21 protein-coding genes are annotated in these 24024 nt (G+C 72.0%); 14 read left to right on the top strand and 7 right to left on the bottom strand.

Annotated features, from left to right (window positions below):
* Nucleotides 1-61: 61 nt before the first annotated feature.
* Nucleotides 62-988 carry a proline dehydrogenase family protein gene (locus ACSU6L_RS11355; RefSeq protein ID WP_437056017.1) on the top strand — a complete coding sequence of 309 codons (927 nt, stop codon included), beginning with the start codon at nt 62-64 and terminating at the stop codon, nt 986-988.
* Between the two features lie 38 nt (nt 989-1026).
* Nucleotides 1027-2658 carry an L-glutamate gamma-semialdehyde dehydrogenase gene (gene pruA, locus ACSU6L_RS11350; protein ID WP_437056015.1) on the top strand — a complete coding sequence of 544 codons (1632 nt, stop codon included), beginning with the start codon at nt 1027-1029 and terminating at the stop codon, nt 2656-2658.
* A gap of 67 nt (nt 2659-2725) precedes the next feature.
* Here the strand turns inward: pruA and ACSU6L_RS11345 are convergent, their stop codons facing one another.
* Complete coding sequence (locus tag ACSU6L_RS11345) at nt 2726-3256, bottom strand: GNAT family N-acetyltransferase (protein WP_437056013.1); 531 nt, start codon at nt 3254-3256, stop codon at nt 2726-2728.
* An 86-nt stretch (nt 3257-3342) separates the two neighbouring features.
* Between ACSU6L_RS11345 and ACSU6L_RS11340 the strand changes: the two genes are divergently transcribed.
* Both ACSU6L_RS11340 and ACSU6L_RS11335 read left to right on the top strand, forming a co-directional pair.
* Nucleotides 3343-3879 (top strand): GNAT family N-acetyltransferase, encoded by a 537-nt coding sequence (locus ACSU6L_RS11340; protein WP_437056011.1) that lies wholly within the window; start codon nt 3343-3345, stop codon nt 3877-3879.
* A gap of 241 nt (nt 3880-4120) precedes the next feature.
* Nucleotides 4121-4252 carry a hypothetical protein gene (locus tag ACSU6L_RS11335; RefSeq protein WP_437056009.1) on the top strand — a complete coding sequence of 44 codons (132 nt, stop codon included), beginning with the start codon at nt 4121-4123 and terminating at the stop codon, nt 4250-4252.
* A 15-nt stretch (nt 4253-4267) separates the two neighbouring features.
* On the opposite strand, the gene ACSU6L_RS11330 is transcribed toward ACSU6L_RS11335, so the two are convergent.
* Nucleotides 4268-5830, bottom strand: a complete 1563-nt coding sequence (locus tag ACSU6L_RS11330) for a purple acid phosphatase family protein (protein ID WP_437056007.1) — start codon at nt 5828-5830, stop codon at nt 4268-4270.
* A 131-nt stretch (nt 5831-5961) separates the two neighbouring features.
* On the opposite strand from ACSU6L_RS11330, the gene ACSU6L_RS11325 reads away from it, so the two are divergent.
* Nucleotides 5962-7005 (top strand): 3-isopropylmalate dehydrogenase, encoded by a 1044-nt coding sequence (locus tag ACSU6L_RS11325; protein ID WP_437056005.1) that lies wholly within the window; start codon nt 5962-5964, stop codon nt 7003-7005.
* 256 nt (nt 7006-7261) lie between these two features.
* On the top strand, nt 7262-8350 hold the full coding sequence (locus tag ACSU6L_RS11320) for a branched-chain amino acid aminotransferase (protein ID WP_437056003.1): 1089 nt from the start codon (nt 7262-7264) through the stop codon (nt 8348-8350).
* On the opposite strand, the gene ACSU6L_RS11315 is transcribed toward ACSU6L_RS11320, so the two are convergent.
* Nucleotides 8347-9810 (bottom strand): cytosine permease, encoded by a 1464-nt coding sequence (locus tag ACSU6L_RS11315; protein ID WP_437056000.1) that lies wholly within the window; start codon nt 9808-9810, stop codon nt 8347-8349. The two genes, ACSU6L_RS11320 and ACSU6L_RS11315, sit on opposite strands and share 4 nt — an antisense overlap.
* A 145-nt stretch (nt 9811-9955) precedes the next feature.
* Between ACSU6L_RS11315 and ureA the strand changes: the two genes are divergently transcribed.
* The 6 genes from ureA (at nt 9956) to cimA (ending at nt 17360) form a co-directional block, all read left to right on the top strand.
* Entirely contained in the window at nt 9956-10660 is a 705-nt protein-coding gene (ureA, locus tag ACSU6L_RS11310) for an urease subunit gamma (protein ID WP_073941098.1), read from the top strand.
* Complete coding sequence (locus tag ACSU6L_RS11305; protein WP_437055998.1) at nt 10657-12369, top strand: urease subunit alpha; 1713 nt, start codon at nt 10657-10659, stop codon at nt 12367-12369. Before ureA ends, ACSU6L_RS11305 begins: the two co-directional genes overlap by 4 nt.
* 62 nt (nt 12370-12431) lie before the next feature.
* Nucleotides 12432-13451 carry an agmatine deiminase family protein gene (locus tag ACSU6L_RS11300; protein WP_437055995.1) on the top strand — a complete coding sequence of 340 codons (1020 nt, stop codon included), beginning with the start codon at nt 12432-12434 and terminating at the stop codon, nt 13449-13451.
* 11 nt (nt 13452-13462) lie between these two features.
* Complete coding sequence (locus ACSU6L_RS11295) at nt 13463-14071, top strand: TetR/AcrR family transcriptional regulator (protein ID WP_437055993.1); 609 nt, start codon at nt 13463-13465, stop codon at nt 14069-14071.
* 127 nt (nt 14072-14198) lie between these two features.
* Nucleotides 14199-15449, top strand: a complete 1251-nt coding sequence (locus tag ACSU6L_RS11290) for a TolB family protein (protein WP_437055991.1) — start codon at nt 14199-14201, stop codon at nt 15447-15449.
* A 306-nt stretch (nt 15450-15755) separates the two neighbouring features.
* The gene (gene cimA, locus ACSU6L_RS11285) at nt 15756-17360 is read left to right on the top strand and encodes a citramalate synthase (protein WP_437055989.1); all 1605 of its coding nucleotides are present in this window, start codon (nt 15756-15758) and stop codon (nt 17358-17360) included.
* A 54-nt stretch (nt 17361-17414) separates the two neighbouring features.
* Here cimA and ACSU6L_RS11280 read toward each other — a convergent pair whose 3' ends face one another.
* Complete coding sequence (locus ACSU6L_RS11280) at nt 17415-19298, bottom strand: ricin-type beta-trefoil lectin domain protein (RefSeq protein WP_437055987.1); 1884 nt, start codon at nt 19296-19298, stop codon at nt 17415-17417.
* A 216-nt stretch (nt 19299-19514) separates the two neighbouring features.
* On the opposite strand from ACSU6L_RS11280, the gene ACSU6L_RS11275 reads away from it, so the two are divergent.
* Nucleotides 19515-20873, top strand: a complete 1359-nt coding sequence (locus ACSU6L_RS11275) for a hypothetical protein (RefSeq protein WP_437055985.1) — start codon at nt 19515-19517, stop codon at nt 20871-20873.
* A gap of 33 nt (nt 20874-20906) precedes the next feature.
* Here ACSU6L_RS11275 and ACSU6L_RS11270 read toward each other — a convergent pair whose 3' ends face one another.
* From ACSU6L_RS11270 to ACSU6L_RS11260, 3 genes are all read right to left on the bottom strand, one after another.
* Nucleotides 20907-21407: a GNAT family N-acetyltransferase gene (locus ACSU6L_RS11270; protein WP_437055983.1), complete on the bottom strand. Its 501-nt coding sequence runs from the start codon at nt 21405-21407 to the stop codon at nt 20907-20909.
* Nucleotides 21408-21461: 54 nt separating this feature from the next.
* Nucleotides 21462-21689 (bottom strand): hypothetical protein, encoded by a 228-nt coding sequence (locus tag ACSU6L_RS11265; protein ID WP_437055982.1) that lies wholly within the window; start codon nt 21687-21689, stop codon nt 21462-21464.
* A gap of 290 nt (nt 21690-21979) precedes the next feature.
* A complete protein-coding gene (locus ACSU6L_RS11260; protein WP_437055980.1) occupies nt 21980-22531 on the bottom strand; it encodes a YceI family protein in 552 nt (183 codons plus the stop codon).
* Between the two features lie 199 nt (nt 22532-22730).
* Here ACSU6L_RS11260 and ACSU6L_RS11255 point away from each other — a divergent pair, with 199 nt between their 5' ends.
* Nucleotides 22731-24011 carry a glycosyltransferase gene (locus ACSU6L_RS11255; RefSeq protein WP_437055978.1) on the top strand — a complete coding sequence of 427 codons (1281 nt, stop codon included), beginning with the start codon at nt 22731-22733 and terminating at the stop codon, nt 24009-24011.
* Nucleotides 24012-24024: the final 13 nt, after the last annotated feature.

The raw sequence follows: 24024 nt of genomic DNA, 5'->3' as shown, positions 1-24024 counted from the left end.
TCCGTGCCGTACCTGATTCGCCAGGTTTCGGCCGATGGTTGGTTGTATGTGGAGGTTCCCCGTGCTGGGTCCCGTGATTCTCGCCGCGTCGCGCAGCGACCGGATGCGACGCCTGATCTCGGCGGCCCCGGTGACCAAGCAGGTCGTCGACCGCTTCATCCCCGGGGAGACCGTCGGCGACATCGTGCCGATCATCAAGGACCTCACGGCCAAGGGCCTGGAGCTGACGATGGACGTCGTCGGCGAGGACATCACCACCCCCGAGCAGGCCACCGCCGCCCGCGACGCCTACCTGGAGCTGATCGACCAGCTCAAGGACCTGGGCCTCGGCGAGCGCGTCGAGATGTCGGTCAAGCTGTCGATGTTCGGCCAGGCACTGGAGGGCGGCCACGAGCTGGCCCTCGCCAACGTCCGGCCGGTCGTCGAGGCCGCCGCCGCGATCGGCACCACGGTCACGCTCGATGCCGAGGACCACACCACCCTCGACTCGATGTTCGCCATCCATGACGAGCTGCGGAAGGACTTCCCGCAGACCGGCTGCGTCATCCAGGCCTACCTGTTCCGCACCGAGGCCGACGCCCGCCGCCTCGCCGCGAACGGCAGTCGGGTGCGGATCGTGAAGGGCGCGTACAAGGAGCCCGCCGAGGTCGCCTACCAGCAGAAGCCGGAGATCGACAAGGCGTACGTGCGCGTCCTGAAGATCCTGATGGAGGGCGAGGGGTACCCGATGATCGGGTCCCACGACCCGCGCCTGATCTCCATCGCCCAGGAGCTGGCCCGGCGCGCCGGGCGCAAGCTCGACGAGTACGAGTTCCAGATGCTGTACGGCATCCGCAGCGACGAGCACCTGCGGCTGGCCGCGGAGGGCCACCGCATGCGCGTGTACACCGCCTACGGCACCGACTGGTACGGCTACTTCATGCGCCGCCTGGCGGAGAAGCCGGCCAACCTCCAGTTCTTCCTGCGCTCGATGGTCAGCAAGGGCTGAGCCCCAACACACCCGCTCAGTAAGGAGTTACGGAACCCATGGACGCTGTGACCCAGGTCCCCACCCCCGTCAACGAGCCGGTGAACGGCTACGCCCCCGGCTCGCCCGAGCGCGCCCGCCTGGAGGTCAAGCTCAAGGAGCTGGCCGAGAACCCGATCGACCTGCCGATGACCATCGGCGGCGAGAAGCGGATGGGCGGCGGTGAGGCCTTCCAGGTCGTGCAGCCGCACAACCACAAGGCCGTCCTCGGCACCTACCGCAACGCCACCAGGCAGGACGCCCAGGACGCCATCGACGCCGCCCTGGCCGCTGCCCCGGCCTGGCGCGCCATGTCCTTCGACGACCGCGCCGCGATCATCCTGCGCGCCGCCGAGCTGCTGGCCGGCCCGTGGCGCGAGACCCTGGCCGCGTCCACCATGCTGGGCCAGTCCAAGACCGCCCAGCAGGCCGAGATCGACACCCCCTGCGAGCTGGTCGACTTCTGGCGCTTCAACGTCCACTACGCCCGCCAGATCCTGGCCGAGCAGCCCCCGGCCAACTCGCCGGGCGTGTGGAACCGCCTGGACCACCGCCCGCTGGAGGGCTTCGTCTACGCGATCACCCCGTTCAACTTCACGGCGATCGCGGGCAACCTGCCGACGGCCCCGGCCCTGATGGGCAACGTCGTCGTGTGGAAGCCGTCCCCGACGCAGACCCACGCCGCCGTGCTGCTGATGCAGCTGCTGGAGGAGGCCGGTCTGCCCAAGGGCGTCATCAACCTCGTCACCGGTGACGGCCTCGAGGTCTCCGAGGTGGCCCTGAACCACCGCGACCTGGCCGGCATCCACTTCACCGGCTCGACCAAGACCTTCCAGTACCTGTGGAAGACGGTCGGCGCCAACATCGAGAAGTACCGCGCGTACCCGCGTCTGGTCGGCGAGACCGGCGGCAAGGACTTCGTCGTCGCCCACCCGAGCGCCGACCGCGCCGTCCTGAAGACCGCCCTGACCCGCGGTGCCTTCGAGTACCAGGGCCAGAAGTGCTCCGCGACCTCCCGCGCGTACATCCCGGCGTCCATCTGGAACGACGGCTTCAAGGAGGAGTTCGCCGCCGAGGTCGACTACATCACCATGGGTGACGTCACCGACCTGTCGAACTTCATCGGCGCCGTCATCGACGAGCGCGCCTTCGCCAAGAACAAGGCCGCCATCGACCGCGCCAAGAACGACCCGTCCTGCACGATCGTCGCCGGCGGCTCCTACGACGACTCGGTGGGATACTTCGTCCGCCCGACCGTCATCGAGTGCACCGACCCGGAGAACGAGGTGTTCACCACCGAGTACTTCGGCCCGATCCTCGCCGTGCACGTCTACGAGGACGACGAGTACGACGAGATGCTGACCCAGATGGAGTCGGTGTCCGACTACGCCCTCACCGGCTCGGTCATCGCGGGTGACCGCGCGGCCGCCGCGTACACGATGGAGAAGCTGCGCTACGCCGCGGGCAACTTCTACATCAACGACAAGTCGACCGGCGCCGTCGTCGGCCAGCAGCCCTTCGGCGGCGGCCGCGCCTCCGGCACCAACGACAAGGCCGGTGCCCCGCAGAACCTGCAGCGCTGGACCCTGACCCGCGCCATCAAGGAGACGCTGGTCCCGCCGACCGACTACGCCTACCCGCACATGGGCTGAGCCCTCACCGGGCACTGAGACGGGCCGGGTCCTGCACGGGACCCGGCCCGTCCGCGCAGCCGGGGCACTACCGAGCCGTAAGGCGGTACAGGACGCTGCGGCGCAGCGGCCCCTCGGGGACGTTCGGGTCGTCGAAGTCGTCCGCCGGGTCGCAGGTCATGCCCAGGCGCTCCATGACGGCCCGCGAGCGCCGGTTGGCGGGCACGGTGACGGCGAGGATCTCCGGCAGGTCCAGCTCGGCGAAGCCGAAGTCGAGCACCGCGCGGGCGGCCTCCGTGGCGTAGCCGTGGCCCCAGGCGGAGCGGGCCAGCCGCCAGCCCGCCTCCACACCCGTGAAGGGCTGGCCCTCCTCCACCGGGTCCAGGCCGGTGAAGCCGATGAACTCGCCGGTGCCGCGCACCTCGACCGCCCAGAACCCCCAGCCCCGCGCGTCGAGGTCGGCCCGGAAGCGGGCGGCACCGGCGTCGGTCCGCTCTCGGCTGGGGATGCCGGGCAGGTACCGGCGCACCTCCGGATCGGTGTTCAGCGCGAACCACGGGTCGAGGTCGGAGTCGCGCCAGGAGCGGAGCAGCAGGCGTTCGGTGCGAAGTTCGGTCATGGGGGCACCGTAGGGGCGCCGGATCGCGCCGGACGACCGAAATTAACCGGGGGAAAGCGGGCGGCGGGCCTCGCGATACTGGCGCCATGACGACCACGCGCACCGTCCACACCGCCGGCCTCGACCCCGCCGAACTCACCGAGATCCGCTCCCTGTTGCACAACGCCTTCGACGGCGACTTCGCCGACGAGGACTGGGAGCACACCCTGGGCGGCATGCACGCCCTGGTCCACGACGGGCGGGGACTGGCCGCGCACGGCGCGGTCGTGATGCGGCGGGTGCGGTTCGGCGAGCGGTGGCTGCGCGCCGGATACGTGGAGGGAGTCGCCGTACGGGCCGACGTACGGCGGCAGGGGCTCGGCGGCACGGTGATGACCGCCCTGGAGGGGATCATCACCCGCGCCTACGACCTCGGCGCCCTCTCCGCGAGCGACGACGGCGCCCTGCTGTACACCGCCCGCGGCTGGCGGGCGTGGAGCGGGCCGATCCGCGCGCTCGGCCCGAAGGGCGTCGTCCGTCTCCGCGACGAGGAGGGCTCCACGTACGTCTGGCCCGCGCCGGTCCGGGCCGCGGACCCGGACGCCGAGCTGGTCTTCGACTGGCGGGACGGAGACGTGCTCTGACCTGGCACATCCGCGGCCCGGCCGCCGCCCGTCTCAGATAGTAGGAAGTCCGAGTAATTGTGGAGACAGACGCTCCGTCCTCCCGTAGCTTTGTAGGAGCCGAACGTCTCGCTCGACCCAGCGAAGGGCGCTCGTGAGCCGGGCCCGTGCAGGCAACCCCTGCGGCACCGCAGCTCCCGCCCGACCGGCGTCTCGCAACCCCCTTTCCGTACTCCACGTTTGCCGAAGGAGTCGATGCCCCATGGCCGAGACGACCGTCCGCCGCCGAGTCCGCCACAGCTCCCGTACGAGCGACGCCGACCGCAAGAACGCCGCCGCCGCCCTCCAGCGCGCCCTCGACCGACGGGACAACGGCGGTTCGACGGGCCACTGAGGGACCGGCGCCGGCTCAGCCGCCCCGGCGCACCTCGAAGTGGTCGATCCGCTCCCCGTTCCCGGCGAGCGCCGACACGGTGAGCCGAGGGGCCGCCCCGCCGACCGCCTCCACGGACAGGATCGAGAACCCCCGGTAGCGCACCCGCGACCACTCCACGGTCTCCGGCTCCGCGCGCCGCGACCTCGTCCACCGGAAGGCCGGCACGGCCTCACGCTCGGCCGTCTTCCCCTCGTAGCTCTCGGCGACCCCCGCCGGGAAGCCGTACAGCTCCTTCCCGCCGCCGCCCGCGGTGACGTACACGGTGCCGTCGCGCATCGGGTCCGTGGAGCCGCCGACCGGAACCGGCCGGCCCACCCCGCCGTCGCGGATGGCGTCGGTCCGCTCGTAGACGTGGTTGTGCCCGTTGATCACCAGGTCCACCTGGTGCTCGGCGAACAGCGGCACCCACTCGGCGCGCACTCCGCCGTCGGAGGCGTGCGAGGACGTGGAGTAGGCGCAGTGGTGGAAGAAGACGACGACGAAGTCGACTCCCCGGTCCGCGCGCAGCTCGCGCAGCTTCTTGTCCAGCCAGGCCGTCTGACGCCCGTCGCTGTGTCCGAGGTTGGCGGGGATCTCGTACGACACGTCGTTGGCGTCCAGCGCGATCACGCCGACGTTGCCGTAGGTGAACGTGTAGGCGCCGGGCGTCCGGCGCGGGTCGAAGCCGCTGTCCGGCAGGGACCAGCGGGCCCACTGGCCGCCGTAGCCGTCCGGCGAGTACCAGGCCTCCATGTCGTGGTTGCCGGTCGTCACCATCCACGGCACCGACCGCGCCACCGGCTCGGTCTGCTTCAGATACAGGTCCCAGTGGGTCGCGTCGTAGGCGTCCGACTCCTTGCCCCTGCCGGTCGGGTTCGCGTAGCAGATGTCGCCCGCGTGGAGGTGGAAGGCTGGCTTCCGGCCGAGCAGCAGCGCGTTGTTGGCGGCGGCCGCCTCGCCGACGCCCTGATCGCCGAAGGCCGTGAAGGTGAACCGCTCGGGCTTCGCGGGCGCGGTGCGGAAGCTGCCGAGGGACGCGCGGTGCCCGGGCGCGGCCGGGTCCCGGCCCTCGTGGCCGACGCCGTAGTAGTACGTCGTACCGGGCAGCAGGCCGTCCAGGGCGGCGTGCACGTAGTACTGCTCGACCGCCGCGCGCACCCCGCGCACCTCGGGGGTGTGCAGCGCGCGGATCTCGGCGTCGATCCGGCCGCCCAGGTCGTCGGGGCGGGTGCCGATCCGCACGTACGGCCGTCTCACCGCGGCCGGCACCTGCCAGGAGATCCGCATCCCCGTGCGCGGATCGGCGCCGAAGGCGAGATGGCGGCCGAACGGGACGACGGCGGAGCCTGGGGCCCTGGAGGTCGCGGGGGAGGGGGCCGCGGCGGAGCGGGTGGTGCCCGGCGCGCCGGAGCAGCCCGTGAGCGCGCCCGCCGCCACCGCCCCGGCCGTCACCAGCGTCCGGCGCCGGGTGAGCGTCGTGCGCAGGTACTCGTGCTGCTCGGCCATGCTCATCCGGTCGGCGAGCCGGGCCGGTATGCCGAAGTCGGGGATCTCCATGCCGGTGAACTTCCCAGCGCGGCCCGACACCCGTGCCACGTACGGGTGAACGCTGGACGACGACGATGGGCGGCGCGTCCGTATCTCGGACAGTGCGTGTCATCCCATGGGACGAGGAGTAGGGTGCCCGCATGTCTCGCAGCATCAATCTCGCAGTGATCCCCGGTGACGGCATCGGCCAGGAGGTCGTGGCCGAAGGCCTGAAGGTCCTCTCCGCCGTCCTTCCGCAGGATGTGAAGCTGGAGACCAAGGAGTACGACTTCGGCGCCAAGCGGTACCACGCCACCGGTGAGACCCTCACCGACGCCGACCTCGACGACCTGAAGAAGCACGACGCCATCCTGCTCGGCGCCATCGGCGACCCCTCGGTCCCGTCCGGCGTCCTGGAGCGCGGCTTCCTGCTCAAGCTCCGCTTCGCCTTCGACCACCACGTCAACCTGCGGCCGTCCAAGCTGCTGCCCGGCGTCGCCACCCCGCTCGCCGGCGAGCCGCAGATCGACTTCGTCGTCGTCCGCGAGGGCACCGAGGGCCCGTACACCGGCAACGGCGGCACCATCCGCAAGGGCACCGAGCACGAGGTCGCCACCGAGGTGTCCGTGAACACCGCCTACGGTGTCGAGCGCGTCGTCCGGGACGCCTTCGCCCGCGCCCAGGCCCGCCCGCGCAAGAAGCTCACCCTCGTCCACAAGAACAACGTGCTGACCTTCGCCGGTCACCTGTGGACGAACATCTTCAACAAGGTGGCCGAGGAGTACCCCGAGGTCACCACCGAGTACATCCACGTCGACGCGGCGACCATCTTCCTGGTCACCCAGCCCGAGCGGTTCGACGTGATCGTCACCGACAACCTGTTCGGCGACATCATCACCGACCTCGCCGCGGCCGTCTCCGGCGGCATCGGCGTCGCCGCCAGCGGGAACATCAACCCGGGCGGCGAGTTCCCGTCCATGTTCGAGCCCGTGCACGGCTCGGCCCCGGACATCGCCGGCCAGGGCAAGGCCGACCCCACCGCCACGGTCCTGTCCGTCGCGCTCCTGCTGCGCCACCTCGGCTACGAGGCCGAGGCCGACCGCATCGACGAGGCCGTCGCCGCCGACCTCACCGAGCGCGCCGGCAACCCCGCCCGCTCCACCTCGGAGATCGGCGACGCGCTCGCCGGACGAGTAGCCGGCTGACCCGGCCGCGCTACTCGAACCTCTCGAAGCCGTCGGGTCCCCCTCAGGGCGCCCGGCGGCTTCCCCGTGTCCCCGCCGGGTGCCACCATCGACCCCTGGGCCGCCTTCACCCCGTTTCTTCGGCCGACAGCCGCGCGCGATAATCGAACGCGGAGCCGCGGAATGAGGGAAAGCTCGGACGTCCTAACACTGGCCGGAAACGGCGGGTGGGGCGTGAAAGCGGCCCGTCACTACAACCGGTGAAGGACAACCACTCATGACGACGCCCACGATCGAGCTGAAGCCCTCGGCCAACCCGCTCTCCGACGCGGAGCGCGAGGCGATCCTCGCCAACCCCGGATTCGGCCGCCACTTCACCGACCACATGGTGACGATCAAGTGGACGGAAGGCCGCGGCTGGCACGACGGCCAGCTCGTGCCGTACGCGCCGATCCCCCTCGACCCGGCCACCACGGTCCTGCACTACGCGCAGGAGATCTTCGAGGGCCTCAAGGCCTACCGCCGGCCCGACGGCTCCGTCGCCACCTTCCGCCCGGACCAGAACGCCCTGCGCTTCCAGCGCTCCGCGCGCCGCCTCGCCATGCCCGAGCTGCCGGTCGAGACCTTCATCGAGGCCTGTGACGTCCTGGTCCAGCAGGACAAGGCGTGGGTGCCGGCCCACGGCGGCGAGGAGTCCCTCTACCTGCGCCCGTTCATGATCGCCACCGAGGTCGGGCTCGGCGTGAAGCCGGCCAACGAGTACCTGTTCCTCGTCATCGCCTCCCCGGCCGGCGCGTACTTCCCGGGCGGCGTCAAGCCGGTCTCCATCTGGGTCTCCGAGGACCGCGTCCGCGCGGTCCCCGGCGGCATGGGCGACGCCAAGACCGGCGGCAACTACGCCGCGTCGCTGCTCGCGCAGGCGGAGGCGGCGGCGAAGGGCTGCGACCAGGTCTGCTACCTCGATGCCGTCGAGCACAAGTGGGTCGAGGAACTGGGCGGTATGAACCTGTACTTCGTGTACGGCGACAAGATCGTCACCCCGACCCTCACCGGCTCCATCCTGGAGGGCGTCACCCGCGACTCCCTGCTCACCGTCGCCCGCGACCTCGGCTACGAGGCCGAGGAGGGCCGCGTCTCCGTCGAGCAGTGGCAGCGGGACTCCGAGGACGGCACCCTCACCGAGGTGTTCGCCTGCGGCACGGCCGCGGTGATCACCCCGGTCGGCACGGTCAAGCGCGCGGGCGCCGAGTGGAAGCAGGGCGGCGGAGAGCCCGGCGAGGTCACCCTCAAGCTGCGCCAGGCCCTCCTCGACATCCAGCGCGGTACGGCCACGGACAAGCACGGCTGGATGCACAAGCTGGGCTAGGACGTGCCCTGGGGCGTGTCCTGGGCCTCGGCCGGCGTCGACACGGCCGCCGCGGACTCCGTCTCCGCGGCGGCCGTTTCCTTCGTACGGCCGGTCGGCAGCACATACGCCAGTCCGCCCACCGCAGCCGACAGCAGGAAGCTGCAGTCCACCCCGCCCGTCAGCGCGAGCAGCGGCCCCTCGTACGACGGGAGGGCGACCGCGAGGACGCCGACGGCCGCGCCCAGGGCCCACGAGACGGTGGCCGGGACGTTCCAGCCCGCCGTGTACCAGTACGCCCCGCCCCAGGCGCGGCGGTTGTAGACCTGGAGGGCGTCCGGGTCGTACACCCCGCCGCAGCGGACGAAGCCGATGAGGGTGATGACCGCCCAGGGCGTGCCGATCGCGGTCAGCAGCAGGACGAACGACGTCATCGCCGTCTGCGCCTCGATCGCGAAGTGACCGGCGAACACGCAGGCCGTCGCCACGACGGCGACCGCGCAGGTGGCGCGGGCCCGCGACAGGCGGGGCAGGATGGCGTCCAGGTCGAGGCCCATCGAGTAGAGCATCAGGCCCGCGTTGCCGACCGACCCGGCCGAGGCGGCGAGCAGCAGCGGCAGCAGGTACCAGGCGGGGGCGGCCTCGGCGAGCGGGCCCGCGTAGTCCAGGGCGGCGCGGGCGGCGTACGAGGTGAAGGTGCCGAAGAGCTGGGGGAGCAGGAGCCCGAGGAGCAGGCCGAGCCAGGTGGCGCGCAGCACCGTGCGCGAGGAGTGGCGGGCGGGGGAGATGTACCGGGTGTAGTCGCCGAGCAGGGTGATGAAGGCGACCGGACCGGACAGGCCCGCGGCCACCGCCGCCAGCAGCCAGGTCGGCCAGAACCCGCCCAGCAGATAGCCGCCGGCCTCGGGGAGCGCGCCCGTGGTGAAGTCCGGGGCGTAGGCGATCACGCCGAGGACGAGCAGGGCCGTCATGCCGATCGCGAGGAGACGGGACATCGTCAGCAGCACCCGGTAGCCGTAGACGGCGCCCGCGACGGTCGCCGCGGCCAGCAGCCCGTAGACCAGGACGTACGCGGTCTCGTTCGCGGGCAGGCCGAACATCCGGTGCAGCACGCCGACGGTCACGTCGCCGCCGATCCACACCGTCAGCGCGGTGTAGCCGAGGGCCAGCAGCAGGCCGACGACCGAACCGACCAGCCGGCCGCGCACCCCGAACTGGGCGCCGGAGGAGGTGGAGAGGTTGGTGGCGGTGCGCAGGGAGATCAGCGCCAGCGGAGCGGTGAAGGCGATGCCGACCAGGGTGCCGGCCACGATCGCGCCGACCGACGCCCACCAGCCGAGCCCGAACGACGGCGGCAGCCAACCGAAGACGATCACCCCCAGGCAGAGGTTGGAGCCGAGCAGGATCGTCACCAGGTCCCGGGGTGTGCTGGTGCGTTCCTCCTCGGGGATGGTGTCGACTCCGCGCTGTTCCATCGGCATGGCTGGTCTCCTTCGACGCCGCCAGACAATTTGAGTGGCGCTCAATGTGATGTGTTCCTGGCTGGCCTGTCAATGTTCCGGTTGCTTGAATCCGAGGTTTAGAGTGATGCTCTAACCCAGGGGAAGGCAAGGAGGTGCCCGCGTCATGAGACTGACCCCGACGGAACGTGACCGGCTGCTGCTCTTCGGAGCCGCCGAACTGGCCCGCGCCCGCCGCGCCCGCGGCCTTCGGCTGAACGTGCCGGAGGCCACCGCGCTGATCGCGGACACCGTCTGCGAGGCGGCCCGCGACGGAAAGCGGCTCGCCGAGGCCATCGAGGCGGCCCGGTCCGTGCTCGGCCCGGACGATGTGCTGCCCGGCGTCGCGGACGTGGTCACCGAGGTGCACGTCGAGGCCGTCTTCGACGACGGGTCCCGGCTCGCCGTCGTCTCCGACCCCATCGGCGGCGGGCTGGGCGAACAGGCGCCGGGCGCGCTGCTGCCGGGGCCGGAGCACGCCGACCCCGAGGCCGTGGTGCGGCTGACGGTCACCAACACCGCCACCGTGCCGGTCTCCGTCACCTCGCACTTCCACTTCTTCGAGGCCAACCCCCGCCTGGACTTCGCACGCGAGCGGGCCTACGGCATGCGGCTCGCCGTCCCCGCCGGGTCGTCGGTGCGCTTCGGCCCCGGTGAGAGCGCCGAGGTGGGCCTCGTGCCGATCGGCGGCGACCGGATCGCGATCGGCTTCGCCGGTCTGGTCGACGGCGCGCTGGACGCGCCCGGCGCCCGCGAGGAGGCGCTGCGCCGCGCCGCCGCCTGCGGCTACCTCGGCGTACCGGAAACCACTGAGCAGGAGGTCGAACGATGAGCCGCCCCGGAGGCCACCCCGCCGAAGCCCGGCGCCTCACCCCGTACGAGTACGCCGCCACCCACGGCCCGCGCGCCGGCGACCGGATCCGGCTGGGCGACTCCGGGCTGACCGTCCAGGTCGAGTCCGACTCGCAGCGCTACGGCGACGAGTTCCTGGCCGGATTCGGCAAGACCGCCCGCGACGGACTGCACCTGAAGGCCGCCGCCGTCCGCGAGACCTGTGACGTCGTCATCAGCAACGTCGTCGTGATCGACGCGGTGCAGGGCATCCGGAAGGTGTCCATCGGCATCCGTGAGGGCCGCATCCACGCGATCGGCCGGGCCGGGAACCCCGACACCCTCGACGGGGTCGACGTCGTCGTCGGCACCGGTACCTCGATCGTCTCCGGCGAGGGCCTGATCGCCACCGCAGGGGCCGTCGACACACACGTCCACCTGCTGTCGCCGCGCATCATGGAGGCCTCGCTCGCCTCCGGCGTCACCACGATCATCGGGCAGGAGTTCGGCCCGGTGTGGGGTGTCGGCGTCAACTCGCCCTGGGCGCTCAGGCACGCGTTCGACGCGTTCGACGCCTGGCCCGTCAACATCGGCTTCCTCGGCCGCGGTTCGTCCTCCCACGACGCGCCGCTGATCGAGGCGCTGGCCGATGGCGGCGCCTCCGGCTTCAAGGTGCACGAGGACATGGGCGCCCACACCCGGGCCCTGGACACCGCGCTGCGCGTCGCCGAGGAGCACGACGTCCAGGTGGCCCTGCACAGCGACGGGCTGAACGAGTGCCTGTCCGTCGAGGACACCCTGCGCGTCCTCGAAGGCCGCACCATCCACGCCTTCCACATCGAGGGCTGCGGCGGCGGACACGTGCCCAACGTGCTGAAGATGGCGGGCGTGCCGAACGTCATCGGCTCCTCCACCAACCCCACGCTGCCCTTCGGCCGGGACGCGGTCGCCGAGCACTACGGCATGATCGTCTCCGTCCACGACCTCAAGCCCGACCTGCCCGGCGATGCCGCCATGGCCCGCGACCGCATCCGCGCCGGGACCATGGGCGCCGAGGACGTGCTGCACGACCTGGGCGCGATCGGCATCACCTCGTCCGACGCGCAGGGCATGGGCCGTGCCGGCGAGACGGTCCGCCGTACGTTCGCCATGGCCGGGAAGATGAAGGCCGAACTCGGCGACCCCGGCGTCGGCCACGACAACGAGCGCGTCCTGCGCTACATGGCCAAGCTGACCATCAACCCCGCCATCGCGCACGGCCTCGCCCACGAGGTCGGCTCGATCGAGGCCGGCAAGCTCGCCGACATCGTGCTGTGGCGGCCGGAGTACTTCGGCGCCAAGCCGCAACTCGTCCTCAAGGCGGGCTTCCCGGCCTACGGCGTGGTCGGCGACCCCAACGCGGCCACCGACACCTGCGAACCCCTCGTGCTGGGCCCGCAGTTCGGCGCGTTCGGGGCCACGCCCGCCGACATCTCCGTCGCCTTCGTCGCCCAGGCCGCCGTCGACCAGGGCCACGACACCATGCCGACCCGCCGCCGCCGGGTCGCCGTGCGCGGCACGCGCGGCATCGGACCGGCCGACCTGCGGCTGAACTCCCGCACCGGCCAGGTCGACGTCGACCAGCGCACCGGACTCGTCACCCTCGACGGGGAACCGCTGCGCTCGGACCCCGCCGACTCCGTCTCGCTGAACCGCCTCTACTTCCTCTAGTACCTCCAGCTCCCCTAGCTCCCCTAGCTCCCCTAGCTCCTCTAGCTCCCTAGGACCTCCCCATGACCTACCGCATGCCCCCCGAGTGGGCCCCGCACGAGCGCACCTGGATGGCCTGGCCCGGACCCAACCCGACCTTCACCAACGACGAGGAGCTGGCCGAGGCCCGCGCCGCCTGGGCGTCCGTGGCCCGCGCGGTGCGCCGCTTCGAGCCGGTGACGGTGGTGCACGGCCCCGGCCAGGGCGAGGCCGCGCGCGAGCTGCTCGGCCCGGACGTCGACCTTGTGGAGCGCGAGCTCGACGACGCGTGGATGCGGGACATCGGCCCGACCTTCGTCACCGATGAACAGGGCCGGCTCGCCGCCGTGGACTGGGTGTTCAACGGCTGGGGCGCCCAGGACTGGGCCCGCTGGGAGCACGACTCCAAGATCGCCCGCCATGTCGCGGACCTGGCCGGGGCACCGGTGCTGAGCAGCACCCTCGTCAACGAGGGCGGCGCGATCCACGTCGACGGCGAGGGCACGGTCCTGCTAACCGACACCGTCCAGCTCGGCGCCGGCCGCAACCCCGGCTGGACCCGCGAGCAGGTCGAGGCGGAGATCCACGCCAAGCTCGGCACCACCAAGGCGATCTGGCTCCCGCACGGCCTGGCCGGCGACTACGGCATGTACGGCACGCAGGGCCATGTCGACATCGTGGCGGCCTTCGCGCGGCCGGGCACCGTGCTCGTGCACAGCCAGCAGGACCCGGCCCACCCGGACCACGTCCGCTCGCGGATGTACCTGGAGATCCTGCGCGGCGCGACCGACGCGCAGGGCCGGCCCCTGGAGGTCGTGGAGGTCCCCGCCCCCACCGTCCTGAAGGACGAGGAGGGCGACTGGGTCGACTACTCCTACATCAACCACTACCTCTGCAACGGCGGCGTCGTGCTCTGCGCCTTCGACGACCCGAACGACGAGGTCGCGGCGGGCATCTTCCGCCGGCTGTTCCCCGCGCGGGAGGTGACGTCGGTGGACGCACGTACGATCTTCGCGGGTGGCGGAGGCATCCACTGCATCACCCAGCAGCAGCCGAAGATCTAGAGGAGTCAGGGATGGCCGGTGCGCCTCGGGCACGGAAGAACGCACCGCCGCGCGAGGACGTCCTCGCCGCCGCCATGGAGATGATCGCCGAGCGCGGCCTGGAGAAGCTGACCATGGCCGCGCTCGGCCGTGAGGTCGGCATGAGCAGCGGCCACCTCCTTTACTACTTCCGCACCAAGGACGAGCTGCTGCTGCAGGCCCTGGAGTGGAGCGAGGGCCGCCTCGGCGCCGAGCGCCGCCGCCGGCTGGCGCGCCCGGCACCGGCCCGCGAACGCCTCGACGCCTATGTCGACCTGTACGTCCCCGACGGTCACCGCGACCCGCACTGGACGCTCTGGCTGGAGGTCTGGAACCGATCGCAGAACGCCGACGACGACGCCCGCGAGCGGCAGGCCGCCATCGAGGGCGCCTGGCACCGCGACCTCGTCGCCCTGCTCGCCGAGGGTGTCTCCCGCGGTGAGTTCCGGCCCGTCGACCCCGACCGCTTCGCCGCCCGGCTGCGGGCCCTGCTCGACGGCTTCTCCATCCATGTCGCCATCGGCCTGCGCGGCACGGACCGGGGGCAGATTCTCGGCCACGTACGGGAGTTCCTGGAGCAGGGACTGCTCGCGGACACCTGAACACCTGTCCGGGTTGTACGCAATCCGACCGATTGACCCCGACCGTGGTGATGCGCTTCGCTTCTCGAAGCCCTCGGCGCGGGGCCGGGGGAGAAGCGTCACACGGGGGGATTTCGTGCTCAGAAGCATGCGGGGGACGTCCGTCGCGGTGCTCGCGGGGGCGATGGTCGCGCTCTCGGCGACCTCGGCGGGCGCGGCACCGGAACCGCGGACCGAGCGGGTCACCGTGTCGGCGACCGGGGAACAGCTGGACGGCGGGTCGGACGGGCCGCGGCTGAGCGCCGACGGACGTTACGCCGCCTTCGGTTCCTACGCCTCGAACGTGGTGCCCGGCGACGGCAACGGGCGGCCCGACGCGTTCGTCCGGGACCTGCGCCGGGGGACCGTCGAACGGGTCAGCGTGGCATCGGACGGCACACCGGCGGACGAGGCCAGCCACTACGTCAGGATCAGCGGCGACGGCCGGTACGTGGCCTATCGGTCCCGGGCGACGAACCTGGTCGCCTGGCCGCAGCCGCAGGCCTACTACAGCGACGTGTACGTCCACGACCGGCGCACCGGCGAGACCGAACGGGTCAGCGTCGCCGCCGACGGCGGATCCGGCTGGGTGCGCGACAGCGTCGACATCTCCGGCGACGGCCGCGTGGTGGCCTTCACCGCCTCGGCGTCCCGGATCGAGGGCGGGGACGCGCCCAACCAGACCCGCGCCTACGTCCACGACCGCCGCACCGGCGAGACCCGCCACATCAGCGGCCACCTGCCGTCGGACTGGGACGTGCAGAACCTCCGCCTCAGCGCCGACGGCGAGCACCTGGCCTACGAGCAGCGCCACCCGCGCGGCGGCCGGGGCGAGTTGTGGCTGGCCGACCTGCGCACCGGCGAGCAGAAGCACCTGAACGTCGCCCCGGACGGCGCCCCGACCAACGGCGTGCCGGGGGGCCTGTCGATCTCCGCGGACGGCGGCCTCGTCGCGTACGGCTCCTTCGGCGAAGGCGTCGCCGGCGACGTCCCGCCGTACACCTGGGAGCTGTACCTGTACGACGCCCGGACCGGCGGTACCCGGTGGATCACCCACGAGGGCGCGGGCGAGCTGGGCGCGGGCACGCTCAGCGCGGACGGCCGCAAGCTGGCGTACCGGCAGGAGACGGCCCTGCCGGGCGGTGAGACGGCCGACAACGTGTACGTCCGCGATCTGCGCACCGGCCGGACCACGCTCGTCACCGAATCTGTCGACGGGGGGCCGCTGACCGAGGGGTACAGCGCGCCGTCGGACTTCGCCCGCCACGGCCGGCTGCTCGGCCTGTTCTCGACCTCCGGCCGGCTGGTGCCGGATGACACGAACGGGGAAGGGGACGGCTTCGTCCGCCGTGTGCGGTGAGTGATCTCGGGCTCGCATACTGAGACAGCCGTGAGCGCGGGGGCGGGGCTGTGCCAGACTGCCTCCGTGCTCTCGTTCGCCATGATTATTGGCAGCAGGCGCGCCGGTCCGCAGTGACCGCCTCGTACGACCCGGTACGGGCGGACACCGTCGTCCTCGACCCGCGCGCAGACCTCTCGCACCCGCGAGAGGTTTTTCGTTTTCCTGGCCCACCCGCAGCCGGGAGAAGAGCGCGAGGGATCATAGAAGGACGGTGGAGCCGGTCATTCCGGTAGACCGAGATCCCAAACAGGAGCCTTGACGACCATGACGGAAACCAGCGAGCTCGACGACTCGTTCCACGTCTTCGACACCACCCTGCGCGACGGCGCCCAGCGCGAGGGCATCAACCTCACGGTCGCGGACAAGCTGGCCATCGCACGTCACCTGGACGACTTCGGGGTCGGGTTCATCGAGGGCGGCTGGCCCGGCGCGAACCCGCGCGACACCGAGTTCTTCGCCCGGGCCCAGAAGGAGATCGACTTCAAGCACGCCCAGCTGGTCGCCTTCGGCTCCACCCGCCGAGCCGGCGCCAGCGCCGCCGACGACCAGCAGGTCAAGGCCCTCCTGGACTCCGGCGCCCCAGTGATCACCCTGGTGGCGAAGTCCCACGACCGGCATGTCGAGCTGGCCCTGCGCACCACCCTCGACGAGAACCTGGAGATGGTCCGCGACACCGTCGCCCACCTCACGTCCCAGGGCCGCCGCGTCTTCGTCGACTGCGAGCACTTCTTCGACGGCTACCGCGCGAACCCCGAGTACGCCAAGGCCGTCGTCCGTACGGCGGCCGAGGCCGGCGCCGACGTGGTGATCCTCTGCGACACCAACGGCGGCATGCTGCCCGCGCAGGTCCAGGCCGTCGTCTCCACCGTCCTCGCCGACACCGGCGCCCGGCTCGGCATCCACGCCCAGGACGACACCGGCTGCGCGGTCGCCAACACCCTCGCCGCCGTCGACGCGGGCGCCACCCACGTCCAGTGCACCGCCAACGGCTACGGCGAGCGGGTCGGCAACGCCAACCTCTTCCCGGTGGTGGCCGCGCTGGAGCTGAAGTACGGCAAGAAGGTGCTGCCCGAGGGCAGGCTGCGCGAGATGACCCGGATCTCGCACGCCATCGCCGAGGTCGTCAACCTCACCCCGTCCACCCATCAGCCGTACGTGGGCCTGTCCGCCTTCGCCCACAAGGCCGGCCTGCACGCGTCCGCGATCAAGGTCGACCCGGACCTCTACCAGCACATCGACCCCGAGCAGGTCGGCAACACCATGCGGATGCTGGTCTCCGACATGGCGGGCCGGGCGTCGGTGGAGCTGAAGGGCAAGGAGCTGGGCGTCGACCTCGGCGGCGACCGGGAACTGGTCGGCCGGGTCGTCGAGCGGGTCAAGGAGCGGGAACTCGAGGGCTACACGTACGAGGCCGCCGACGCGAGCTTCGAACTGCTGCTGCGCTCCGAGGTACAGGGCGGGCCGCTGCGCTACTTCGAGGTCGAGTCCTGGCGGGCCATCGTCGAGGACCGCCCCGACGGCACCCACGCCAACGAGGCCACCGTCAAGCTGTGGGCCAAGGGTGAGCGGATCGTCGCCACCGCGGAGGGCAACGGCCCGGTCAACGCGCTCGACCGGGCCCTGCGCGTCGCCCTCGAGAAGATCTACCCGCAGCTCGCCAAGCTCGACCTCGTCGACTACAAGGTCCGCATCCTGGAGGGCAAGCACGGCACCCAGTCCACGACCCGCGTCCTGATCTCCACCTCGGACGGCGCCGGCGAGTGGTCCACGGTCGGTGTGGCGGAGAACGTCATCGCCGCGTCCTGGCAGGCACTGGAGGACGCGTACACCTACGGACTCCTGCGGGCCGGGGTGACCCCCGCCGAGTAGACCGGACGGACCGCGCCTCCCCTCCACTCCCCGGCCGGCCCTACGCCTGGGCCGTCACCGCAGGCTCCACTTCTGGTTGGCGGCGCCCGTGCAGCTCCAGATCTGCGCGCGGGCGCCGTTCGCCGAGGACTGGTCCGTCACGTCCAGGCACCTGTCGGCGGCGAGGTTCACCACGTCGCCGGTCGCCGCGTTGTACGACCAGCGCTGGGCGCCCGTGCCGTTGCAGTCGTAGAGCTGTACCTTCGCCCCGTCCGCGGTCGAGCCGGAGGTCACGTCCAGGCACTTGCCGAGCGCCTGGACGGAGCCGTCGGCGCGGACCGTCCACTGCTGCGCGGCGGTGCCGTTGCAGTCGTGGAGCTGCACCGGCGTGCCGTCGGCGGCCGAACCGCCGGCCACGTCCAGGCACTTGCCCGCGAGACCGACGAACGCGCCCGACCGGTCGCCGCCGCCGGACTGCGTGCCGGACCAGGTGAAGGTCGCGGAGGTCCTGCCCGGCAGGGAGTAAGTGGCGTGCTGTGAGCCCCAGTTGACGGTGACCGTGCGGGCCGACGAGGACGGGTTGTAGGCGATCAGGGCCTTGGAGCCGTCCGGGTTGCGCCACGCCACGTTGGGGACGGCCGCCGACGCCGTCGAGGCGATCCGGTGGGCGCCGGGCCGGACGAACTTCGTCAGGTGGCCCATCGTGTAGTACTCGATCGTGAAGTCGACCTGGCCGTGCCGCGCGTCCCCGTTGTGCACGGTGATCAGCCCGTCGCAGATCCCGCAGCCGCCGTTGTGCGGGCCCCGGTTCTGGTCCACGGCCAGGGACCACTTCGTCACCGACTTCGCCCAGTTGCGGGTGTAGTCGATGATGTTCATCATGTCCTCGCGCTGCTGGTCGGCGATCCAGGTGCCGCCCGAGTGCTCGGTGCCGAACGCGTCCAGCTGCGGATGGCGGTCGTGCACGGCCGTCTGCTTGGCGACGTCCCCGCCGTAGCCGTGCCAGGCGATGCCGCCGAAGTTGGGGTGCGAACGCACCGCCGGGTCGTCGACGGTCTGGGCCGCGTAGGCGTCGTAGGTGTCCCAGTTCCAGTCGTGCGCCAGCACCTTCGTCGGCAGGCCCGCCGCCTGGAGCTTGGGCAGCAGCTCGTTCTTGGTGAAGTAGGCCAGCCCGCTCGCGTTCCAGCTCATCGAGGGGTAGCCCGCGCAGCACGTCGGCTCGTTCTGCGCGGTCACGTAGGCGACGGGGACGCCCTGGTCCCGGTAGGCCTGGAGGTACTTCACGAAGTACGAGGCGTACGTTCCGTAGTGCTCCGCCTTCAGCCAGCCGCCGTTCAGCTGTCCGCTGTCCTTCATCCAGGCGGGCGCGGTCCACGGCGAGGCCATCACGGTGAGCGCCGGGTTGAGCTGACGCGCCTGCCTTGTCAGCGGCACGACGTCCTGGAGGTCGTGGGCGATCGAGAACTCGGACAGGTCCGGGTCGGTCTGCCCGGCGGGCACGTCGTCGTAGGTGTAGCCGAACCGGGCGAGGTCCGAGCCGCCCATCGGGTTGCGCAGGAACGACAGACCGATGCCCTCCGTGGGGGAGAACAGCTTGCGCATCGTCGCGTCCCGGGTGGCCTGCGACAGCGCCCCGCTGCCGTCCATCAGCCAGGCCGCGGTGTCGGTGAAGGAGGCGCCGCCGCCGGTGAAGGTCTGGTAGCGGGTGTTCTCGTCGACGGAGATGTTCTCACCGCCGCCGCCGGTCCCGGCCTGGAAGGCGAACGGGGTCTGCGCCTGGAGGCCGCGCACGACATGCCGGCCGGCGGTGTCGTCGGTGGTGGTCAGCCAGACGTTCACCTGCTCGCCGGCCGCGTGCGCGGCGGGGGCCGCCGCGGTGAGACCGGCGGCGGTGAGGCCGACCGCGGAGAGCAGCGCGGCCGGCAGCAGCCGGAGCGCGCGGGTGGGGGATCTCCTCATGGTGCGTCGTCCTTCCGTGAAGACAACGGGCCCTCGGATAAATCACGCCGTGATCTAAGGCGTGATTGAACGGTGGGAGTGAGTGAACCACGAGAGCTGTGGAAAGGTCCATGCCAAGTGCCGCCCCGACCGGGCACCGCCTCCAGGAAGGCCCGCCTCGGGGTCCGCCTCCCGGGCCGATGTCAATATGTGCCGGTTTCGGGTAGCTTCGAACATATGAGGGCCGCGATGATGCGTACCTTCGTACGCCTGCTGATCGTGCCGGTCACCGCCGCGCTGGCGGTGCTGTCGGCCGGTGCGCCCGGCGCGCACGCGGCCACCGACATCTCCGAGGTCGCCCAAGCCCTGCGGGAGAGCCCCGTCTACGTCGACCCGGCCGCCTCCGACGTGCTGTCCGAGGCGGACGCCGAAGCGCTCGCGGACAAGATCGAGGACGCGGACAAACCCGTCCTCATAGCGGTCCTGCCCGCCGACCAGCCGACGGACAACCTGTTCCGCAACCTCCGCACCGAGACCGGCATCACCGGTCTGTACGGAGTCCGGCTCGGCGACCGCTTCGACGCGCGCGCCGACAGCAGCGTGCTGAGCCGGCAGGGCGTGTCCAACCTGGTCGCCGCCGTGCAGGACAGCGGCGACGCCAAGGCCCAGCTGAACGACTTCGTCGACGACGCCCTGCGCGGCGGCCTCGGCGGCTCCGCCCCCGCCTCCTGGGGGTCCACCGGCACCGACGGCGTCTCCACCGCCGCGCTGATCACCACCGGCGCCGTCCTGGCGGCCGGCGGCGTCGGCGCGTACACCCTCGTCCGCCGCAACCGGCGCCGCCACGAGGAGGAGCAACGGGCCGCGCTGGACAAGCTGCGCGTGGTGGTCGACGAGGACATCACCGCCTTCGGCGAGGAACTCGACCGCCTCGACTTCCGGCCCGCCGAACCCGGCGCCGACGACGCGATGCGCGCCGACTTCGAACGCGCCCTGGACGCCTACGACCGGGCGAAAGCCCAGATGGAGGCGGCCCGCAGACCGGAGGACGTGCGCCCGGTCACCGAGTCCCTGGAGGACGGCCGGTTCGCGCTCGCCCGGCTCGCCGCCCGCCGTGAGGGCCGGCCGCTGCCCGAACGCCGCCCGCCCTGCTTCTTCGACCCCCGCCACGGCCCGTCCGTCGCCGACGCCACCTGGACGCCGGAGGCCGGCGCCACCCGCGAGGTTCCGGTGTGCGCCGCCGACGAAGCCCGGCTGGCCGACGGGCGCGACCCCGCGATCCGCGAGGTCGACACCGACTACGGCCGCCGTCCGTACTGGGACGCGGGCCCCGCCTACGGCCCCTGGGCGGGCGGCTACTTCGGCGGCGGCATCCTCCCCGGCCTGCTGGTCGGCACCCTGCTCGGCAGCATGATGGCCACCCCGTCCTACGCGGCCGACTACGGCACGGGTTACGGCGACTTCAACGGTTACGAGGGCGGCGACGTCTCCGGCGCCGACTTCAACACCGACGACTTCAGCGGCGGCTGGGGCGGCGGCGACTTCGGAGGCGGCGGCGACTTCGGCGGGGGAGGCGACTTCGGCGGCGGCTTCTGAACGCGTCGGGCTCCGGGCCCGGGAGGGCGCCGCTCACCCGTGGTCGGGCAGTCGCAGCCACTCCTCCCACGTCAGGTCCCGGCCGATGAACCGGGGCGCCTCGAACGGCCAGTCCTCGGCGATCCAGCGCGGCACGAACGCGTTCAGCGCGCGCTCCAGCGCACCCCCGACCTCGTCGTCCACCACCCACCAGGAGATCTCCGCGTCGGCGCCGCGCTTCTCCGGCGGATCGATGTAGACGCAGCCGCGCAGGGCGGTGCGGTCCGCGTTCTCGACGGTGTAGTTGAACGACTCGTGGGCCTCGATCTCGGCGGCGTGCCGTTCCAGGTCCGCGCGGTTCGCCTCGTACGACATCGTGGCCGGCGGCCAGCCCCAGGCCGGCCCGAAGACCGTCCACAGCCGCTCCCGGGAGCCCATCACGGCCGGGTAGTCGAGCGGCGCGTCCGCCCCGCTGATCGGACGCAGCCGATGGCCCCCGCCGTCCGGTATCTCGACGTGGACGGGGTGGACGAAGTCATGCGGCAGCCAGGTCATGGCCGGAGCCAACCACGCCGCCGCGTACCGCGCACCGCATTTACCCGCGCCCCGCTACCTGCCGTTCCAGCGTCCGGCCCCGCGCACGTACCGCTCGCCCGCGGCATGCCACCAGCGGGGCGGCGACGGCCCGTCCACCGCCGCCGTCGGCTGTTCGGGATGGAGTCCGAGCCGCCACAGTGCCGACGCCGCCACGGTGACGGTGACCCAGGCCCGCCACCGGCCGTCGGCCCCGGGCGCACAGACGCGGTCCCAGCGGACGTCGTCGGGCGGGAACGGCATCCAGTCGATGCCGCGCTCCCGCAGTCAGGCGTGGACGGCGGTCAGGGGGTGGGGACGGCCGTAGTGGATCTCGTAGGTGGCCACGACGACCCACGCGGGGCGGCCCGGCCGGGAGTCTGCGGTCATCCGGCCATGATGCCGCGACAACCGGGCCGCCCACCAGGTCGAATCCCGTCCTGTGCGCGGCCTGCCGTGCCCGTATGACCTCGGATGAGAACAGGCGAGCGCCCGCCCTCCCCGCGGGGGCAGGGGAGGGCGGGCGCTCTCGGGGGGACGGCGGAGCCGTCGGCTCAGGCGTTCTTGATCGCCGAGATGTCGAAGTTCAGCTTGATCTTGTCCGACACCAGGAAGCCGCCGGTCTCCAGCGCGGCGTTCCAGGTCAGGCCCCACTCGGAGCGCAGGATCGTCGTCTTGCCCTCGAAGCCGACGCGCTCGTTGCCGAACGGGTCCTTCGCGGCGCCGTTGAACTCCAGGTCGATGGTGATCGGCTTGGTGACGCCGAGGATCGACAGGTCGCCGGTGATGCGGTAGTCGTCGCCGCCCAGGGACTCCGCCTTGGTGGAGCGGAAGGTCATGGCGGGGAACTCGTCGGTCTTGAAGAAGTCGGCGCTCTTCAGGTGACCGTCGCGGTCGGCGTTGCCGGTGTCGATGCTGTCCATCCTGACGTCGATGGTCGCGGTGGAGTTGGACGGCTCGGAGCCGTCGAGGTGCAGCGAGCCGGTGAAGTCGAGGAACTTGCCCTTGACGTTCGTGACCATGGCGTGGCGGGCGACGAAGCCGATGGTCGTGTGGGCGGGGTCGATGGTGTAGTCGCCGGTCAGGGTGGCCAGGTCCAGGGTCATGGCGTTCTCACTCCTTGGGGACGGAATGTTTAATGTTCAACGAGCTGAACGAAACCCACCGTAGACCTATTCCGTTCAAGTTTCAACATCATCGGGAACATGTCGTGGGCGTGTCGCGGACGTACCGAGATCGGGCCGGTGATCGGACCGGCGATCGGGCCGGCGGTTGGGCCGCCCCCGCGAGTGGTACCCGCCCACCGTGCTGTCGGTCGCGGTACTGGTCGAACTGGTGCGGAGCGGCACCTCGGGCGGCCACGTCAAGTGCTGGGAACGCTTCGCGGAGAGCGCGGCCCGGCTTCCGGACGCCGCGCCCCACCTCGACCTCACCGTCTACTTCCTGGGCTCCCGCGAACACGTCGAGCCCCTGTCCCCGCGGGTCCGCCTGATCACGCTCCGGCCGGTGCTCGCCTCCACCACGCTGGTCTCGGCGCGCGGCGCGGAGGACGTGACCGACCTCGCCCCGCACCACCCGCGGCTCGCCGCGCTGCTGCCCCGCCACGACGTCTGGCACCTCACCCACGGCTTCGCCTATGCCACCACCGCCGTCCGGCTCGCCCACCGTGCCGCCCGCGGCGGCGGGCCCGCGCCCCGCCTGGTGGCCTCCGTGCACACCGACGTCCCCGCCCTCGCCGCGGTCTACGCCCGCTACCTCGCCGACCGCCGGCTGCCCGCTGCGGGCACCCTGCTCGCGCGCGGCGCCGAACGCCGGCTACGGCGGCGCCGGGACCGCCTGCTCGACGCCTGCGAACGCGTCCTCGCCGCCACCCCGGCGGGCTGCGCCGAACTGGCCCCCGTCGTCGGCGCGGACCGCGTCGCCCTGCTGCGCCGGGGCGTCGACCACGCCCGCTTCCACCCCGACCCCACCGCCCGGACCCGGCTGGCCCGCGCGTACGGCGTCCCGGCGGACCGCCCGCTGGTCCTGTTCGCCGGCCGGCTGGACGCGACCAAGGGACTGCCGCTGCTGGCCGAGAGCGTGCGCCGGGTGCGGGCGGCGGGGCGGCCCGTTCACCTGGTGCTGGCGGGCGCGGGCGTGGACGCCGCACCGGTACGGCGGTCCCTCGGCGCCGACGCCACCCTGCTCGGCCCCCTCCCGCAGGACCGCCTGGCGGCCGTCTACGCCGCCTGCGACGTCTTCGCCTTCCCCTCCCGCACCGAGACCTGCGGCAACGCCGTCGCCGAAGCCATGGCCGGCGGCCTCGCCGTCGTCCTCCCCGAGGGCGCCGCCACCACCCAGTGGCTGACCGCACCCGGCGAGGACGGCATCGTCGTCCACGACGACACTCCCGAAGCATGGGCCGCCGCCCTGACCGGCCTCCTCGACGACCCGGCCCGCCTCACCGCCGTACGCCACCGCGCGGCGACCACGGCCCGCGAGACCCACCCGTCCTGGGACCGCGTCCTGACAGAGGACCTGCTCCCCGCCTGGCTCCACCCCCACGCCCGCACCCACCGGGCCACCCCCGCACCCGACCGGCAGTGACCGGCCGTCGTCC

The sequence above is a fragment of the Streptomyces sp. enrichment culture genome (assembly GCF_964272855.1).
Classification (GTDB): domain Bacteria; phylum Actinomycetota; class Actinomycetes; order Streptomycetales; family Streptomycetaceae; genus Streptomyces.
The sequence above is the reverse complement of the archived record's forward strand: the minus strand, read 5'-3'. Positions and strand labels throughout refer to the sequence as shown.

Bases quoted from the DNA above. Each gene is read 5' to 3' on its own strand.
- pruA (WP_437056015.1), top strand. From the start codon at position 1,027: ATGGACGCTGTGACCCAGGTCCCCACCCCCGTCAACGAGCCGGTGAAC.
- ACSU6L_RS11345 (WP_437056013.1), bottom strand. From the start codon at position 3,256: ATGACCGAACTTCGCACCGAACGCCTGCTGCTCCGCTCCTGGCGCGAC.
- ACSU6L_RS11340 (WP_437056011.1), top strand. From the start codon at position 3,343: ATGACGACCACGCGCACCGTCCACACCGCCGGCCTCGACCCCGCCGAA.
- ACSU6L_RS11335 (WP_437056009.1), top strand. From the start codon at position 4,121: ATGGCCGAGACGACCGTCCGCCGCCGAGTCCGCCACAGCTCCCGTACG.
- ACSU6L_RS11330 (WP_437056007.1), bottom strand. From the start codon at position 5,830: ATGGAGATCCCCGACTTCGGCATACCGGCCCGGCTCGCCGACCGGATG.
- ACSU6L_RS11325 (WP_437056005.1), top strand. From the start codon at position 5,962: ATGTCTCGCAGCATCAATCTCGCAGTGATCCCCGGTGACGGCATCGGC.
- ACSU6L_RS11320 (WP_437056003.1), top strand. From the start codon at position 7,262: ATGACGACGCCCACGATCGAGCTGAAGCCCTCGGCCAACCCGCTCTCC.
- ACSU6L_RS11315 (WP_437056000.1), bottom strand. From the start codon at position 9,810: ATGCCGATGGAACAGCGCGGAGTCGACACCATCCCCGAGGAGGAACGC.
- ureA (WP_073941098.1), top strand. From the start codon at position 9,956: ATGAGACTGACCCCGACGGAACGTGACCGGCTGCTGCTCTTCGGAGCC.
- ACSU6L_RS11305 (WP_437055998.1), top strand. From the start codon at position 10,657: ATGAGCCGCCCCGGAGGCCACCCCGCCGAAGCCCGGCGCCTCACCCCG.
- ACSU6L_RS11300 (WP_437055995.1), top strand. From the start codon at position 12,432: ATGACCTACCGCATGCCCCCCGAGTGGGCCCCGCACGAGCGCACCTGG.
- ACSU6L_RS11295 (WP_437055993.1), top strand. From the start codon at position 13,463: ATGGCCGGTGCGCCTCGGGCACGGAAGAACGCACCGCCGCGCGAGGAC.
- ACSU6L_RS11290 (WP_437055991.1), top strand. From the start codon at position 14,199: ATGCGGGGGACGTCCGTCGCGGTGCTCGCGGGGGCGATGGTCGCGCTC.
- cimA (WP_437055989.1), top strand. From the start codon at position 15,756: ATGACGGAAACCAGCGAGCTCGACGACTCGTTCCACGTCTTCGACACC.
- ACSU6L_RS11280 (WP_437055987.1), bottom strand. From the start codon at position 19,298: ATGAGGAGATCCCCCACCCGCGCGCTCCGGCTGCTGCCGGCCGCGCTG.
- ACSU6L_RS11275 (WP_437055985.1), top strand. From the start codon at position 19,515: ATGAGGGCCGCGATGATGCGTACCTTCGTACGCCTGCTGATCGTGCCG.
- ACSU6L_RS11270 (WP_437055983.1), bottom strand. From the start codon at position 21,407: ATGACCTGGCTGCCGCATGACTTCGTCCACCCCGTCCACGTCGAGATA.
- ACSU6L_RS11265 (WP_437055982.1), bottom strand. From the start codon at position 21,689: ATGCCGTTCCCGCCCGACGACGTCCGCTGGGACCGCGTCTGTGCGCCC.
- ACSU6L_RS11260 (WP_437055980.1), bottom strand. From the start codon at position 22,531: ATGACCCTGGACCTGGCCACCCTGACCGGCGACTACACCATCGACCCC.